Consider the following 15,559-nt stretch of genomic DNA (forward strand, 5'->3'; position numbering starts at 1 on the left):
CCCGGGGGCGGAGGCCGGGGCAACCGCATTCGTCACTCGATGGTGGCGAGGGCCTCCACGCCGTGCTCCTGGCACCAGCGGCGGTACGTCTCCAGCCGCTCCGCGGGGCTCACGCTCTTGAGGACCTGACCGTCGTCGCCCAGGTATTCGATGCCGCCCTTCACGGTGATGTGCAGGACGAGGGGCTCATCGCCCACGACCTGCCAGCTGTCGACGTTGCCGGGCGGCTCATAGACATACGTGCCCGGGCCAATCACCTCGCCGGTGTCGAGCAGCTTGCGGCGCCCGGAGATGTTGAAGGCGTGCGACTCGCCGACGTGGCGGTGCCGGGGGATGAGGGTGCCGGGCTCCAGGCGGAAGAGGTACATCCAGCCGCTGCCGTCGCGGAAGAAGCGCAGCGGCTTGAACGCGAGCCCGGGCCGGCCCATGGGGATCCACGGCATGCGCTCGGAGTCGACGGGGTGGGAGGCGTAGGCGGAATGGGTCATGCCGCAAGGATGGTCCACCGCTGGCCCGGTGACAGGGCCAGGATTGGCGAATTCCATTGGGCCAATCCGTGGGAGGATGCGGCATGGACTTCCATGTGGAGCTCCGAGGGCGCCGGGACCTGGCCGGGCAGATCTACCGGGGGCTGCGCGCGGCCATCCTCGACGGGCGCCTCCGACGCGGGGAGCGGTTGCCGCCCACCCGTGAGCTGGCCCTGCGCCTGGACGTGGCGCGCAACACCGTGGGTGTGGCGTATGAATGGCTCACCGCGGAAGGCCTCATCGCGGGGCGTACGCGAGCAGGGAGCTTCGTCCAGGGAGAGGCGTCCCGGCCGCGTGGCAGGGCAGGGCGGGAAACCCAGGTGCCGCTGCGTGCCCGGGCCTTCTGGCGCTCACTGCCGGACCTGCCAGCGCCGCTGGCCCCCGCCGCGTATGACTTTGGCGTGGGCAGCCCGGACGTCTCGGGCTTCCCCTTCGAGTCCTGGCGCCGGCTGGTGGCGCGCCAGCTGCGGGCCGCCACGGTGTCCGGGGGCTACGTGGACGCTGCCGGGCACCGGGGGTTGCGGGAGGCGGTGGCGCGGCACGTGGGCGTCGCGCGGGGCGTGCGCGCGGAGGCGGACGACGTGTTCATCACCAATGGCGCGCAGCAGGCGCTGGACCTCGTGGGCCGGGTGCTCATCGAGCCGGGGGACTGCGTCGCCATGGAGGAGCCGGGCTATCCGCCCGCGCGGCAGGTGTTCCAGTCGCTGGGCGCGCGCGTCGTGCCCGTGCCGGTGGACGCGGAGGGGCTGGACGTGGCGGCGCTGCCGGACACCGCGCGGCTCGTCTACGTCACGCCGTCGCATCAGTTCCCGCTGGGCATGCCCATGTCGCCCGCGCGCCGGGTGGCGCTGCTGGAGTGGGCGAAGCGGCGCGACGCGGTGGTGATTGAAGACGACTACGACAGCGAGTTCCGCTTTGGCGGCCGGCCCCTGGAGACGTTGCATGGGATGGACCGCTCCGGGCGGGTGCTCTACGTGGGCTCGTTCTCGAAGGTGATGGTCCCCATGCTGCGGATGGGGTTCCTCGTCGCGCCGCCGTCGCTCCAGCGGGAGCTGCGGTGGGCCCGGCGTGTGATGGATTGGCACAGCCCGGTGCCGGAGCAGGCCGCGCTCGCCCGGTTCATCGACAGCGGACTGCTGGCACGGCACATCCGCAAGATGCGGCGGGACTACGAGGCGCGGCACTCGCGCGTGGCGGAAGGGTTGGCGCGCCACTGTGGCGACTGGCTCCAGGTGGTGCCCTCCGTGGCGGGCCTGCACCTGAGCGCGACGTTCCGGCGAGGGGGCGTGGCGTTGGAGCGGGAGACGGTGGCTCGGGCCCGGGCCGCGGGGGTCGGGCTCATCACCCTGTCGCGTTACTTCATGGGGCCGCGCGCGCGGCCAGGGCTGGTGCTGGGGTATGGCGGCATTCCCGCGACACGCATTCCAGAAGGCTTGAAGCGGCTGGGAGCCAGCCTTGCCCATGTGGGATTGACGAGGGATTGAGCAACGCCTGTCACTTCGACAGCCGGGTCGCGTGGCTCGCGGCGAGCTTCCACTGGCCATCGCGGTAGACCCAGGTGTCGGTGAACTGGAAGTCGCCTTCGAACTGCGTCTTGCCGGAGTGGCCCTTGAGGGTGGTGATGCCGGTGACGACAGCGGCGTCGCCGTACAGGCGGATCTTCTGGTGGTGGTTGCGGAAGACCTCGTAGACGGGGTCCTTCTTCGCCACCTCCGCCAGGTTCTGCTCCAGGTCCGTCACCGTGCCCTTGGAGTCGGTGAGCGTGAAGCGCGCGTCCAGGCTCTTGCGCAGCGTGGCGACGTCGGCGGTCTCGAAGGCGCGGCAGAGCGCGGCCTCGACCTTGAGCAGCTCACGCTCGTCCTGCGCGGGGTCCCGGGCTTCCGCGGCGCCCGTGGCGAGAGCGAGAACGGTGGTCAGCGTGGTCTGGAGTTTCATCCGAGGCTCCGTGCGTGAGGTGGGAGGCAGCAGGCTACCGCGCTCAGACAGGGGCCGCGACGCGGACCAGCTGCTTGCCCAGGTTGCGGCCCTGGAACAAGCCACGCAGGGCGGAGGGCGCCTGCTCCAGCCCTTCGGTGATGGTCTCCGTCAGGACGAGCTCCCCTTGGGCCGCCCAGGTGGACAGCTCGCGGAAGGCTTCGGGGAAGCGCGGGACGTGGTCCAGGAAGATGAAGCCCTCCATGCGCGCCCGCTGGAAGGCCAGCTGCATGTAATTGCGAGGCGTGGCGCCGTAGTCCCGGTCCTTGTAGCCGGAGGAGACGGCGCCGCAGAGCACCACGCGGGCGCGCACCGCCAAATGATCCAGCGCCGCCTCCAGGACGGGCCCGCCCACGTTGTCGAAGAAGACATCCACGCCCTTGGGTGCCAGCGCCTGGAGGCGCGTCCGGACGTCCTCGGACTTGTAATCAATGCAGGCGTCGAACCGGGCGGCGCGGGTGACCCAGTCTGCTTTATGCGCTCCGCCCGCGATGCCGATGACACGACAGCCCCGAAGCCGTGCGACCTGTCCGGCGATGGAGCCCACGCTGCCCGCCGCGCCGGAGACCAGGACGGTTTCACCTGGGGCCACGCGGCCCACGTCGGTCACCCCAATCCACGCGGTCAGCCCGCTGGCGCCGTAGAGGTTCAGCATGGCCTTTGGGTCGATGCCGTCCGGCACCTTGTTGAAGCCGAAGAGGCCCGCGTCACCGGCCAGCGCGTACTCCTGCCAGCCCGTCATGCCCGTCACCCAGTCGCCCACGGCCAGCCGTTCGGAGCGGGACGCGATGACCTGTCCGACACCTGCACTGCGCATGACCTCGCCGAGCTCGACGGGCCGGATGTAGGTCGCGTTGGGATTGAGCCACGTGCGCTGGGTGGGTTCGATGGCGAGCCATGCGACGCGCACCAGCGCTTCGCCGGGACCTGGAGTGGGGATGGACGTCCGGCGCCATTCGAAGCAGGCGTCGGAGACTTCATCGTGGGGACGCGACTTCAGCACCCACTGGTGATTCACGTCGTCTCCTTGGTGAAGGCGGGGGCCGCGAGCCTCCGGGCGCAGTCGCGGATGTCGTCCGGCCAGCTCCGGGTCCACTTGTTGAAGCGGGCGCGGTCGCCCGCGTAGAGCGCGCGGGCGGCCTCCTCGTAGCCCGGCGCGTTGCCGGCCATCGTGGTCATGAAGCGGTCCGTGGCGGCCTGGGCGCGGCGGACGCGGTCGGCGTCGCCGCTGTTCGCGCGAGCGGCCTCCACCAGCTTGCGCAGGGCCACGGACGCGCCGCCAGGCTGCTCGGACAGCCACTCCCAGTGGCGGGGCAGCAGCGTCACCTCTCGGGCCACCACGCCGAGCTTCGGGCGGCCGGGGCCTCGGGGCTCGGAGGACTCGGCGGCCGGGTCCGGCGCGGGTTGGAGGCGGGCGAGCACCTCCGCCAGTGTGCCGCGCAGGTGGAAGTCCACCGTCCGGCCCGTGGCGTCGTCGAACAGGAGCAGCGATTCATGCTCGCCCGCGTCGAGCGCGCCCTTGGCAGCGGTGACGACCTCGTCCGGTGGGCCGGAGGCAAGCAGGCGCTGGCCGGCGAAGGCGGTCCAGGTGGCGGAAGGGGAGGGCATGGCGGGGATATTACCCGGGTAGAAATGGACGTCAATTATACCCGGGTAATATGTGCGCGTTGACCGGGATGGCTGGCCGTGGGAGCAGGTCGGTCAGGAGGCGAGGCATGAAGGACGCGAACCGGATTCCCGTCATCGTGGGCGTGGGGCAGATCAACGACCGGCCGGAGGATCCGCTGCGGGGCCTGGACTCGCTGGGCTTGATGGAGGCCGCGCTGCGCGCAGCGGACGCGGATGCGGGCGGTGGCTGGCTCTCCCGGCTGGATTCGCTGGCGGTGGTGGATCAGCTCTCGTTCCGGCAGATGGGGCCGTTGCCGCTCGCGCTGGCGGAGCGCCTGGGTGCACGGCCGCGCCTCCATGAGCAGACGGCGGAGGCCAGCGGCGACAGCCCGGTGCGGCTGCTGCACGAGGCGGCCAATCGCGTTGCCTCCGGAGCCGTGGAGGTCGCGGCGGTCGTGGGCGGTGAGGCGCTGCGCACGGCGGCCCGGCGTGCGGCGCTGGCGGCGGGGGACGCACCCTCGGCGCATAACGCCGCGACCAGCATCGGTGTCCAGGCGCATGCGGCCTACCGGAAGCGCTACGGCCTCAACTCTCCGGTCGACGTCTATCCTCTGTATGAGAATGCCGGCCGCGCCGCGTATGGCCAGACGCTGGCGGAGGCGCAGCGGGAGAGTGGCGAAATCTGGTCGCGGTTCTCGCGGGTCGCGGCGGGCAATCCGGGAGCGTGGATCCGCGAGCCTTTGTCCGTGGAAGAGATTGTCACGCCCTCGCCGTCCAACCGGCCCATCGCGTTTCCGTATTGGAAGCGAATGGTGGCGAACAGCGCCGTCAACCAGGGCGCGGGGTTCCTCGTCACCAGCCTGGCGAATGCGCTCGCGCGGGGAGTGCCGGAGGAGCGCCTTGTGTACGTGGGGCGGGGCGTGGCGGCGCATGAGCCGGAGGACTTCCTCGCGCGTGATGGCTATGCAAGCTCACCGAGCATGGCCGTGTCGCTGCGCCGCACGCTGGAGTTGAATGGGTTGACCGTCGACATGCTCGACTTCGTGGAGCTCTACAGTTGCTTCCCGTGCGTGCCGAAGATGGCGCGCCGGGTGCTGGGCTGGCCGCTGGAGAAGCCCGCCACGGTGTTCGGGGGGCTCACGTTCGGCGGTGGGCCCATCGCCAACTACATGAGCCACGTGGTGGTCAGCATGGTGCAGCGGCTGCGCGAGCAGGGACGCCATGGCCTGCTCTTTGGCAACGGCGGCTTCGCGACGTACAACCACAGCCTCGTGCTCACGCGCGAACCGCCGCCCGCTGGAACGCTGCCCCAGTCCTTCGAGCATCAGGCGGAAGCGGACGCCGCGCGCGGCCCCGTCCCTCCGTTCGTGGAGGACGCCACGGGCCCCGGCCGTATCGAAACGTACACGGTGCTGTACGAACGCGACGGCAGCCCGAGGTTCGGCGTCATCGTCGGACGGGGCGCATCCGGTGAGCGCTTCCTCGCGAAGGTCCCGGCGCAGGACACGGCGGGCATCAACTTCCTATGCGACGGGGAGGAGGAGCCCGTCTGCAGTGAGGGGCACGCCGTCGCCGGACCCGGCGGGGACATCCTCTGGCGCCGGGTCTAGTATTGATTTCTTGAAATACCGTTATTTCTGAAGCAACCCGTTCAGCTCCACCGCGACAATGGAGCCTGCCCGCCCGTGGAGCGCGCCATTCATCTCGTGATGGCGCGACAGGAAGATGCGGGCTGGAACGGAGCCTGTGGATGCACCCCGCGAATCGCAACTGGAAGAGCGCATGGAAGGCCCTGTCACTGGGGCTGCTGGCCGCGTGGATGGGCTGTGGCGGGGAGCCGCTCCAGGAGCCCTTGGACTCGCAGCAGGGGGCGCTCGTGGACGGCTACAACCTCGTCGTCACGGGCGTGAGCCCGACCACAGTGGCTCCGAGCAGTGCCGTCACCTTCAGCGCAACCATCCGGAACACGGGGAACGTCGCGACGCCCGCGGGCATCGTCCACGGTCTCTCCTTCTGGGTGAACGGTACACAGGTGTCGTGGTCGGACACGTACACGAGCTCCATCGAGCCGCAGGGCAGCGTCACGCTCACCGCCAACTCCGGCCCCGCGGGGACGAAGGTGTGGACCGCGCCGGCCACGGCGGGGGCCCACACGCTCCTCGCGCATGTGGATGACATCAACCGCCTGCCGGCGGAGACGAACGAGAGCGATAACCAGTCCAGCTTCCCGCTGAGCGTGACGCCCGCCGCGACCTGCTCGGACCGGGTGCGCAACGGCACCGAGACGGGCGTCGACTGCGGGCCGGACTGTGGCCCCTGTGAGTGGCCGTTCACCGCGGTGCCGCGCACCACGCTCCGGGCGTCGGCGAAGCGGGTGTATGCGCACTGGCACTACTACCCGGTGTCGTTCGACAACGCCAACCCGACGTCCAATGACTACTACGAGCGCGCCTACATCGCGGTGAATGGCGAGAGCGGAAGCCACGCGGCCTACGGCGGCATGATGCGGGAGCGGCCGCTCCCGAGACTTCCCCGCGCGGAGACTGACTGGCGGCTTCGCGACGCGAAGGACGAAATCGAACTCGCGGCGAGGATTGGCATTGATGGCTTCTATCTGAACCTGTGGACCGACAGCGACGTGAACAACGGCGCGGTGTGGACGCGGGCGAAGACGATTGTCGACGCGGCCTCGCAGGCCGGCGGCTTCGACATCATCCCCAACTTCGACATGACGATCCTGGGGACGGGGAGCCAGTCGGGGGACCAGGACCTGATGATTCGCATCCTGGGTCAGCTGAAGGGCTACGCGGCGCTCCTGCGGCGGCCGGATGGGAAGTATGTCGTTGGCCTGTTCAATCCTGCCGCGCAGGGCCGGACAGCGGCGTTCTACGCCACCATGAAGCAGCGCGCGTCAACGGAGCTGGGCATGAGCCTGTACCTGGTGCCTGTCTTCCTTGGCACGGGGAGCACGGCGCTCTTCGAGGAGTACAAGAACGTAGGGGATGCCTACGCGGGGTGGGGGACGGCCGTCCCGGTGACGACGGCGGGGTACTCCGGGAACCTGAAGACGAAGGCGGCCGGATACGGCAAGTCGTGGATCCACCCGATGAGCAGCCAGGACTACCGGCCCAAGGACAAGGCCTTCTGGGAAGCGCGCAACTCCCTGACGCTCCGCTCCATCTGGGAGAATGTAATTGCCGACGGCCTGGACGAAGTCCAGATCGTCACCTGGAACGACCAGCACGAGCACCACAACATCCGGCCGTCGACAGGGAAACAGTGGCCCGCGTACGACATGACCGCGTATTACATCCAGTGGTTCAAGACGGGCACGCGGCCGACCATCGAGCGCGACGTGCTGTATTACAACCACCGGATCCACAATTCGTCTCTCGTGCCCACGACCCAGACGTCCGCGAACCTCGCGGTGTGCAAGGCGGGGTGCCCGGCGACGAATGAAGTGGAGCTGGTGGGCTTCCTCACGTCCGCGGGCCGGCTCGAAATCACGCAGGGCACGGCGACCTACGGCGCGGACAAGACGGAGGGCGGCGTGCAGGCCATCCGGACGGCGCTGGCGGTGGGGACGCCGACCTTCCGGCTGAAGCGCTCGGGGGCCACCGTGGTGCAGTTCCAGAGCATGCACCCCATCGTGGGCTCCATCGCGTACCAGGACCTGCTGTACCGCGCCGGGAGCTCGGCCCGCGCGGCGCTCCCGTCCTGCGCGACCTCCTGTGCCAACGCAGAGGCCCGCTGCCGGCTGTGCCCCGGCGAGCCGATGTGGCTGAAGCGCTGAAGACGCTTGAGGGGCGCCGGGCCGCCCGGTGTTCCCTCAACACGGAGCTACCGAGCCCGAATCATCTGCTCGCGCAATGTTGGCCCTGTCGGACCCAGAGCACCGTTCGTTCCACGCGAATCACCAGCTTCGCGGCGGCGAAGAGGGTCGAGACCAGCTGGAGAGGAAGCTCGTTCACGTCTCTTCCGGCAGCTCCAGCGTCCGCGGGTTGATTTCAACGTCTGCCCATTCTCCTGAAGGAAGGCATCCGAGGCTCCTCGGAGACTTGAAACAGGGGATTCTCAAGTGACCTCGGATGGGGCGAGAGGGACCCTTGACGCGAGCGGGCGTAGACTTTGTCTGCATCGATTTTGCCCATCACTGACTCTCCTATTACAGATGTCTCAGGGAGCGCCTTCCATTGCGCCCCACGACGAGTCCCTGAGATTCGTCAAATCCCATCTGGAGGTCATTGATGTCGCAAATACCGACGAGGGTCTCCCTCCGTCCGCTGAATCTGTTTGTCGCTGCATTGGCGCTCGCCCTGGCCGTGGCCTGCGGCACAGAGACGAGCGAGGGCAAAGGCGTGGGCGAGGCAAGCCTTGGAGTCTCCGCCCAGGCCCTGACGGAGAATGACATCAGCCGTGTCACCGTGACGGTGAGCGGCTCCGGAATCACGCCGGACATCTCCCGCAACCTGTTCAAGACGGCCGGACAGTGGAGCGGAACCCTGGGAGGGATTCCCGTGGGCTCCGGCCGCACCTTCCTGGCCCGGGCCTATGACGGCTCCAACACCCTGCTGTACGAGGGGCAGGTCACCGGGGTCACCATCTCCCAGGACTCGACGGCGGCGGTTTTCATCCTGTTGCAGCAGAAGACGGCTCCCACGCCCTTCCGCAACAGCGCCCCGCGCATCAGCTCGCTGGTGGCGTCCTCCACCCAGCTGGAGCCGGGCCAGTCCACCACGCTCTCGGTGACGGCGACGGACGCGGACAACGACACGCTGAGCTACGCCTGGACGGCCACGGCGGGCACCCTGGCCAACGCCACGAAGGCAGGGGCCACCTGGACCGCGCCCACGACCGAGGGGCCCTTCACCCTCAACGTCAGCGTCACGGATGGCAAGGGCGGCCAGGCCGGCTTCTCCCTGGTCATCAACGTGTTGGCCGCCAAGGGCAAGGCCACGGTGACGACGTCCTTCAACACCTGGCCCGTGGTGAGCGAGGTGTCCGTCACCCAGGGTCAGTTGCTGCCCGGTGACAGCACGGGGCTCGACGTGACGGTGGCGGACCCGGATGGCGACCTGCTGACGTTCAGCTGGAGCGACGACTGCGGCGGCAGCTTCAACAACGCCACCGTCAAGAAGCCCACCTGGAAGGCTCCGGCCACCCGGCCGTCCAGTGGCACCTGCACCGTGTCTGTCGCGCCCAATGACGGCCGCGGCGGAAGCACCCAGGGCTCCCTCAGCATCACCATCGGCCTGCCGGACGTCCCCGACGCCGCACCCGTCATTGACCAGACCTTCCAGTCCGCCAGCACCGTCGAGCCGGGCGGGGTGGTGAACGTGCTCGTGGTGGCGCACGACCCGGAGGGCACCGCCCTGTCCTTCACCTGGAGCGCCAGCGGCGGCACGCTGGGCACCCCGGCCACCTCCGCGTCCCAGAGCGAAGTGCTGTGGACCGCGCCCGCCAGCGGCGGCCCCTTCACCCTCACCGCGGTCGTCATGGACGCGGCCGGAGTGCAGGCGACGCAGAGCTTCACCGTCAGCCTTCCCTAGCCCGCGTTTCCCGTGAACCTCTTGCTCCTTTTGGGAACCCCTTGAATCGACCACACCCATTCCAATCCCTGGCGCTCCTCCCGCTGCTCCTCATGACGCTCGCGGCCTGCGCTCCCGCTCCCGCTCCCGCTCCTTCCCAGGAGGGCTCGGCCGACATCGCCGTCTCGGCCCAGGCCCTCTCGACCTCGGACGTGGCCAGGGTCACCCTCACGGTGAGCGCCGCGGACCTCTCCGCTGACATTGTCGCCAACCTGCAGAATACCGGCGGCCAGTGGAGGGCCGTCCTCGGTGCGATTCCGGCCGGCGCCAACCGCACCTTCCGCGCCCAGGCCTTCGATTCCTCCGACACCCAGGTCTATGAAGGCCAGGCCACCGGCGTCACCATCACCTCGAGCGCCACGGCCGCCGTGGTCATCGTGCTGCAGCAGACGACGGCGCCGACACCCTTCGTCAACAGCGCGCCCACGATTACCGGCCTCACGGCCTCCACCAGCCGCGTGGACGTGAACGAGTCCGTCACGCTCGCCGTCACCGACACGGACGCGGATGGCGACGCGCGCAGCTACGCCTGGACGGCGAGCGGTGGCACCTTCGTCGACGCGACCACCGCCAGCCCGACGTGGACCGCACCGGCCACGGAGGGAACCTATTCGCTGAACGTGAGCGTGACGGATGGGAAGGGCGGCCAGGCGGGCATCTCCTTGAAGGTCGCCGTGGTGCGTGCCAGGGGCTCGGCGGATGTCGCCGTCGCGTTCAACACCTGGCCCGTGGCGACCCTGGTGACGGGTACTCCGTCCGGCCAGGTGGCTCCTGGGGGTGTCGTGAGCCTGGATGTGGCGGCGGTGGATGCCGACAACGATGTGCTCAGCTACAGCTGGGCGGATGATTGCGGCGGCAGCTTCAGCGCGGACACGCAGCAGCGTCCAACGTGGACGGCGCCGGCCACGGCCCCCACGAGCGCGGTGTGCAAGGTGACGGTGAGCTTGAACGATGGACGCGGTGGGAGCACGACGGGCCAGTTGGGCATCAACGTGGGGCTGCCCCAGATTCCCACCCGGCCCCCCGTCATCGATGAGCTCTTCCAATCCACCGACACCGTGGCCGTGAACGGAACGGTGAAGCTGGTCGTGAGCGCCTACGACCCCGAGGGTGCGGCGCTCACCTTCACGTGGAGCGCCAGCGGCGGCACGCTGGGAACTCCTGTCACCAGCGCCTCTCGGAGCGAGGTCACCTGGACGGCCCCGTCGCTGGGAGTTTCTTCACTCATCACCCTGGTGATCCAGGATGCGAGCGGACAGAAGACGACCCAGACCTTCTCCATCAACCTGACTGGCGGGACGGTGACGTGCGTCAAGGTCGTCACCTCATACCTGAAGAAGGCGAACCCGTATGGCTACCCCGTCACCGTGAACTACAGCATGGTGGGCGGTGCTGGCGGTGGCATGGGCTTTAACTTCAGGGGCTCCAACGGAGCCACCGCCACAGGGAGCTTCCCACTGGGTTCCGGGAACCTGGAGGTCTTCGTCGGGGGCGGTGGTGGCTGGGGGGCCTACTATGACGGTGGCCAGGGTGCCGGCGGCGCTGGCTATTACGGCGGTGGCGGGGCCGGTTCCATCCTGGGTGGTGGTGGTGGTGGCAGCAGCGCCATCTTGAACTCCAATCAGCTCGTGGATGTCGCGGCCGGTGGACATGGGTTTGCCTCGTGGGGCGGCGGCGGGGGGAGTGCGACGGGCGGCACGGCGGGTGGCACAGGTGGCCTGGCCGGTACCCTTGGAGCCGGTGGTAACAGCCCCTATGCCCGTGGTGGGGTTGGCCTCAACGGCGGCATCGCCACCAACGTGATCGCAGGCGGTGGGGGTGGCTATGGCGGCGGCGGTGGCGTCAGCGGCAGCGCGGGTGGCAGCGCGGGCGGCAATGGGGGCACCGGCGACGGCAGCAGTCTTGGTGCCAATACCTGGTCGACCGCCACGACCCTGCCGGCCGCGGCCGGTGCCGCCTCCTCCGGAGCAGGCAACGCCGGTCTGGTCATCCTGACCTACAACGCGGTCTCCTGCATGCTGTGAGCTGAGTTCGTTCTTGCAGACCGGTGACGGGAGGGCCTGAGGAGAGGGCCCTCCCTTCAACGGCAGTCCACGCGCGGATGCTCAGCGGCGTTGGGCGGAGCCCGGCGCGCTCCCGCGGAAGTCGAACGCAGAGGCGGAAGGCGGGGACGGCACGGCACCGGTGTGGGCGGCCGTGGAGCCGCCCTGCGCCGCGTCGGTGGAGTTGGTCCAGGTGGTCAGGCCCCAGATGAGGATCGGGATGCCCACGGCGGCGGGGAGGAAGGTGCCGACACAGTAGGCGCCGCCGACCTCGCCGCACGTGCTGGCGCCCGCCGCGACGTTCAGCCCGCCATAGGCAGTCAGCAGCGCGCCAAACACAGCCATGCCATTTCCAGGGTGGTCGATATCCGAGACGTTCGACCTGGGAATGGCGATTTCACTTCCCTTCGAGGACGTCTTCACGAAGAGGGAGTCCTGATCGCTGCGGACAATCTTGGCGGCGTAGGTTCCTCCATCCACGCGGGAGATGGTCGCGGTGGTCGAACAACCGGAGAGCAGCAGCAAGAACGCCACGGTGAGTTTCTTGGACATCTGTGTGGTCCCCCCTCAACGAAGTGTTTCCAGGGCAACTGTCCTGGCCCCGCTACGGCATGAGCAGGGACGCTGTGACGTCGTTCAGCTCCCCATTCGATAGGAATAAGACGGCGAGCTTGGAAATCCTTCAGAGGCTCTCCAGGAGCGGCCACGGCCCCAATGTCTGGCTCACCCGTTGCTCATGCCCTTCCCTCGTGGTCCCAGAGGGAGAGTCAGCGTGAGACGGATGACAGTCGCAGGGATGTTGTGGGGAATGGGGATGGCGCTCGCGACCCTGGGTGGGTGCGGCGCGCCACTGCCAGCGGAAGAAGATTCACGTGAGCCCGGGGCGGAGACCGTCAGCACGGAGCGCGCGGCGCTCACGACGCGGACGGTCGTCCTGACGCCCACGGAGGACGCGCATGTGGAGGCCGCGTCCCCGAACACGAGCTTCGGCGCTTCCTCCACCTTGAAGGTCTCGCGAACCCCCGAGGCGCTGACGTACCTGCGCTTCTCCGGGGCCGAGCTCCCCGTTGCCGGGACGGTGACGTCCGCGAGGCTGCGCCTGTTCGCGATGAACAACGCGGCCCAGGGCGTCGTCGTGCACGACTCGCCGGGCGTGCACATCTGGGACGAAAGCGTGACGTGGAACACCCGGCCGGACTGGAGCGACGCCTGGCTCACCTCGAGCGAGGGGCCCGTGAGGAGCGGGACCTGGGTGGATCTCGACGTGTCGGGCATGTCCATCCCCAGCCGCTACTACAGCGTCGACCTCCTCCTCTCGGCGAAGGGCACGGACAGCCTCACGTTCGGGTCGAGCGAGTCCTTCGAGTACAAGCCGCAGCTCGTCCTCACCGTGGAGTCCGCCGAGAACAACCCGCCGCCGCCGCCCGCGCCGCTCACGCTCTCCGGCGCGCCGATGTCCTTCACCGCGAGCGGCGACACGTTCGTCGACGCGGAGAGCCCGGGCACGGCCCAGGGCGGCGCCACGACGTTCAAGGTGGACAGCGCCCCCATGCAGGAGGCCTACCTGCGCTTCCCGGTGCAGGGGCTGACGGAGGCCGTGCAGCGCGCGGTGCTGCGGCTGTACGTGAGCTCGGGGTCGGATGACGGCCCGGCCGTGTACTCGCTGACGGGGCTGCCGTGGAGCGAGGCCAGCGTCACGTGGAGCTCGCGGCCGGCCCGCACGGGCAGCCCGGTGGAGGACGCGCAGGGGCTCGCGACGGGGAGCTGGGTGGACTACGACGTGACGGACCTGGTGCGTGGCAACGGGGACGTGACGTTCGGGCTGTACCCGACCTCCAGCGACGGCGTGACGTTCTACTCGCGGGAGAGCGCGGATGCGTCGCTGCGTCCCCGGCTGCTCGTCTGGACGGGCGCGGCGAAGACAGCCCCGACGGACGCGTGCCTGACCCGCACGGAGTACGTCGAGGTCCCCGTCAGCGCGCTGCACGACACCTACGCCGCGGCGGATGCGCCGGACTCGAAGTTCCAGCACCACGCCTCGCTGCGGGTGGACGCGGATCCCCGCGCGGAGGCCTTCCTCCGCTTTGATGTCCCGTTGCGGCCGGAGCGCATCCAGCGGGTGGCGCTGCGCCTGTATGCCATTGACGGCACGGGCAACGGGCCCCGGCTCTACCGGGCGTCGACGTTCGACGGGGCGACGACGGACTGGAAGCACCGCCCGGCGCCAGTGGGCGAGCCGCTGGTGGACCTGGGGGCTGTCGCGCGGGATGCGTGGGTGGAGTTGGACGTGACGAACACCGTGACGGCCTCCGGGACGTATGCATTCGCGCTGCTGCCGGACAGCACCAACAGCGTGGGCTTCGTCTCCACGGACGCGGAAGCGCGCCACATCATCGGTGGCGCGCCCCGGTTGGTCGTCACGTATGAGAGTGACCCGTTCTGCTCGTACCGGGGCACGAAGCTGTCGGGGACCACGGCCTGGGTGCGTCAGGACGGAGGCGCGCAGGCGGAGGCCCCCCGTCACGTGGCGCCCGCGCCGGATGGCGGGTTCGCGGTCGTCACCCGGCTCTTCGGCACGGGGACCCCGCCCGTCCCGTCGGGTCACACCGTCACCCTGCACCGGGCGGATGGCGCCGTCGCGTGGACGCGCTCCTTCCCGCAGGCAGGGGTGCGGTTGGAGAAGGTGGTGGTGACCACGGTGGGCAACGTGCTGGTCGCCGGCAGCTACGCTGGGGCACCGGACCTGGGCAAGGGGCCGCTGCCCCAGGGCTCCGGTATGGTGGTGATGAAGCTCACGCCTGACGGCACGGTGGACTGGACGCGCGGCTTCCGGGCCTGGTTCGGTGACCCGGGCGACCCGGAGAATTACCAAGACAACCCGATGGAGGTGCTCGACCTGGCCACGGATGCGCACGGCAGCGCGGTGCTCGTAGGCACGTTCTGGGGCTACACGGACTTCGGCAACGGGCCGGTGTACTCGGGCAAGGCGTTTCCGTACGACGACGAGTACCCGAACTCCTACGTGCTGAAGCTCCAGTGGGACGGTGCGCACCTCTGGTCGCGCGTGCTGGCCGGGACGTCCCTGGTGGGCACGCGGGCGAACAGCGTCGCCGTGGACGCCAGCGAGGGCGTCATCGTGGGCGGCCATGCGGGCAGCAACACCGACTTCGGTGGCGGCACCGTCGCGGAGCGCGGAGGCTTCGTCGCCCGGTATGACGTCGGGGGCGACTTCGGCTGGGCGCGGGTGATGAGCGCGCGGTTCAGCGAGGTGAACTCCGTGGGCGTGCTGCCCGACCAGCGCATCGCCTTCACCGGGAACTTCAACGGCTTCCTGCCGTTCGCCGGCCAGAGCTACGTCAGCCGCGAGCCGGAGGAATACGAGGGTACCCGGGATGCGCTCGTGGGCATGCTCACCGCGGCGGGTGGGGACGTGGGCTTACGGCAGTTCACGCACTCCGGGTTCACGGACATGGTGGTGGACGGGGCCGGGAACATCGTGACGACCCAGTCCGGCGCGGGGAACCTCATCGGGCTGGGCGACGTCGGTTGGCGCCAGGACGAACTGCCCCGGCCCACGCTGGCGGCCTTCGGTCCCGGGCTGGAGTCCCGGTGGGTCCGCGTGCTGGGGCTTACGTCCGTGCATGAGCTCCACCTCGCGTCCTCCCCGGACGGCGTCGTGGTGGCGGGCAACCTGAACGAGGCGCTCGAGATGGACGGCACCTGGTACACGCCGCAGTCCCGGCGCTCCGACGTGCTGCTGTTCAAGCTGCGCAAGTAGTCCGCCGTGCCTCGGGGCTCCCACATCCAAGCGGGGGGCCCC

11 protein-coding genes are annotated in these 15,559 nt (G+C 69.4%); 6 read left to right on the forward strand and 5 right to left on the reverse strand.

Annotation, left to right across the window (positions count from 1 at the left end):
- Positions 1–32 precede the first annotated feature (32 nt).
- Positions 33–488, reverse strand: a complete 456-nt coding sequence (locus tag D7X30_RS04725) for a cupin domain-containing protein (RefSeq protein ID WP_120561757.1) — start codon at positions 486–488, stop codon at positions 33–35.
- 83 nt (positions 489–571) lie between these two features.
- Here D7X30_RS04725 and D7X30_RS04730 point away from each other — a divergent pair, with 83 nt between their 5' ends.
- Positions 572–2,011 (forward strand): PLP-dependent aminotransferase family protein, encoded by a 1,440-nt coding sequence (locus D7X30_RS04730; RefSeq protein WP_120561584.1) that lies wholly within the window; start codon positions 572–574, stop codon positions 2,009–2,011.
- A 10-nt stretch (positions 2,012–2,021) separates the two neighbouring features.
- Here the strand turns inward: D7X30_RS04730 and D7X30_RS04735 are convergent, their stop codons facing one another.
- The 3 genes from D7X30_RS04735 to D7X30_RS04745 are packed head-to-tail and all read right to left on the reverse strand — an operon-like array spanning position 2,022 to position 4,109.
- Positions 2,022–2,462, reverse strand: coding sequence for a nuclear transport factor 2 family protein (locus D7X30_RS04735; protein WP_120561585.1), 441 nt, complete (start codon positions 2,460–2,462; stop codon positions 2,022–2,024).
- Positions 2,463–2,505: 43 nt separating this feature from the next.
- Entirely contained in the window at positions 2,506–3,519 is a 1,014-nt protein-coding gene (locus tag D7X30_RS04740; protein ID WP_120561586.1) for an NADP-dependent oxidoreductase, read from the reverse strand.
- Positions 3,516–4,109 carry a DUF2239 family protein gene (locus D7X30_RS04745; RefSeq protein ID WP_120561587.1) on the reverse strand — a complete coding sequence of 198 codons (594 nt, stop codon included), beginning with the start codon at positions 4,107–4,109 and terminating at the stop codon, positions 3,516–3,518. Before D7X30_RS04745 ends, D7X30_RS04740 begins: the two co-directional genes overlap by 4 nt.
- A 107-nt stretch (positions 4,110–4,216) precedes the next feature.
- On the opposite strand from D7X30_RS04745, the gene D7X30_RS04750 reads away from it, so the two are divergent.
- The 4 genes from D7X30_RS04750 (at position 4,217) to D7X30_RS41895 (ending at position 11,721) form a co-directional block, all read left to right on the forward strand.
- The gene (locus D7X30_RS04750) at positions 4,217–5,719 is read left to right on the forward strand and encodes an acetyl-CoA acetyltransferase (RefSeq protein ID WP_120561588.1); all 1,503 of its coding nucleotides are present in this window, start codon (positions 4,217–4,219) and stop codon (positions 5,717–5,719) included.
- A gap of 140 nt (positions 5,720–5,859) precedes the next feature.
- Entirely contained in the window at positions 5,860–7,902 is a 2,043-nt protein-coding gene (locus D7X30_RS04755; protein WP_120561589.1) for an endo-1,3-alpha-glucanase family glycosylhydrolase, read from the forward strand.
- A gap of 565 nt (positions 7,903–8,467) precedes the next feature.
- Positions 8,468–9,658 carry a hypothetical protein gene (locus tag D7X30_RS04760; RefSeq protein ID WP_147443109.1) on the forward strand — a complete coding sequence of 397 codons (1,191 nt, stop codon included), beginning with the start codon at positions 8,468–8,470 and terminating at the stop codon, positions 9,656–9,658.
- A 41-nt stretch (positions 9,659–9,699) separates the two neighbouring features.
- Entirely contained in the window at positions 9,700–11,721 is a 2,022-nt protein-coding gene (locus D7X30_RS41895) for a hypothetical protein (RefSeq protein WP_158619205.1), read from the forward strand.
- An 81-nt stretch (positions 11,722–11,802) separates the two neighbouring features.
- On the opposite strand, the gene D7X30_RS04770 is transcribed toward D7X30_RS41895, so the two are convergent.
- Positions 11,803–12,291, reverse strand: coding sequence for a hypothetical protein (locus D7X30_RS04770; protein WP_120561591.1), 489 nt, complete (start codon positions 12,289–12,291; stop codon positions 11,803–11,805).
- Positions 12,292–12,553: 262 nt separating this feature from the next.
- On the opposite strand from D7X30_RS04770, the gene D7X30_RS04775 reads away from it, so the two are divergent.
- Positions 12,554–15,517, forward strand: coding sequence for a DNRLRE domain-containing protein (locus D7X30_RS04775; RefSeq protein WP_120561592.1), 2,964 nt, complete (start codon positions 12,554–12,556; stop codon positions 15,515–15,517).
- Positions 15,518–15,559 lie beyond the last annotated feature (42 nt).

It is taken from the genome of Corallococcus sp. AB011P, assembly GCF_003611605.1.
In the GTDB taxonomy this organism is placed as follows: Bacteria; Myxococcota; Myxococcia; order Myxococcales; family Myxococcaceae; genus Corallococcus; species Corallococcus coralloides.

Coding starts and splice junctions, on each gene's coding strand:
- D7X30_RS04725 (WP_120561757.1), bottom strand. CDS start 488: ATGACCCATTCCGCCTACGCCTCCCACCCCGTCGACTCCGAGCGCATG.
- D7X30_RS04730 (WP_120561584.1), top strand. CDS start 572: ATGGACTTCCATGTGGAGCTCCGAGGGCGCCGGGACCTGGCCGGGCAG.
- D7X30_RS04735 (WP_120561585.1), bottom strand. CDS start 2,462: ATGAAACTCCAGACCACGCTGACCACCGTTCTCGCTCTCGCCACGGGC.
- D7X30_RS04745 (WP_120561587.1), bottom strand. CDS start 4,109: ATGCCCTCCCCTTCCGCCACCTGGACCGCCTTCGCCGGCCAGCGCCTG.
- D7X30_RS04750 (WP_120561588.1), top strand. CDS start 4,217: ATGAAGGACGCGAACCGGATTCCCGTCATCGTGGGCGTGGGGCAGATC.
- D7X30_RS04755 (WP_120561589.1), top strand. CDS start 5,860: ATGCACCCCGCGAATCGCAACTGGAAGAGCGCATGGAAGGCCCTGTCA.
- D7X30_RS04770 (WP_120561591.1), bottom strand. CDS start 12,291: ATGTCCAAGAAACTCACCGTGGCGTTCTTGCTGCTGCTCTCCGGTTGT.
- D7X30_RS04775 (WP_120561592.1), top strand. CDS start 12,554: ATGGCGCTCGCGACCCTGGGTGGGTGCGGCGCGCCACTGCCAGCGGAA.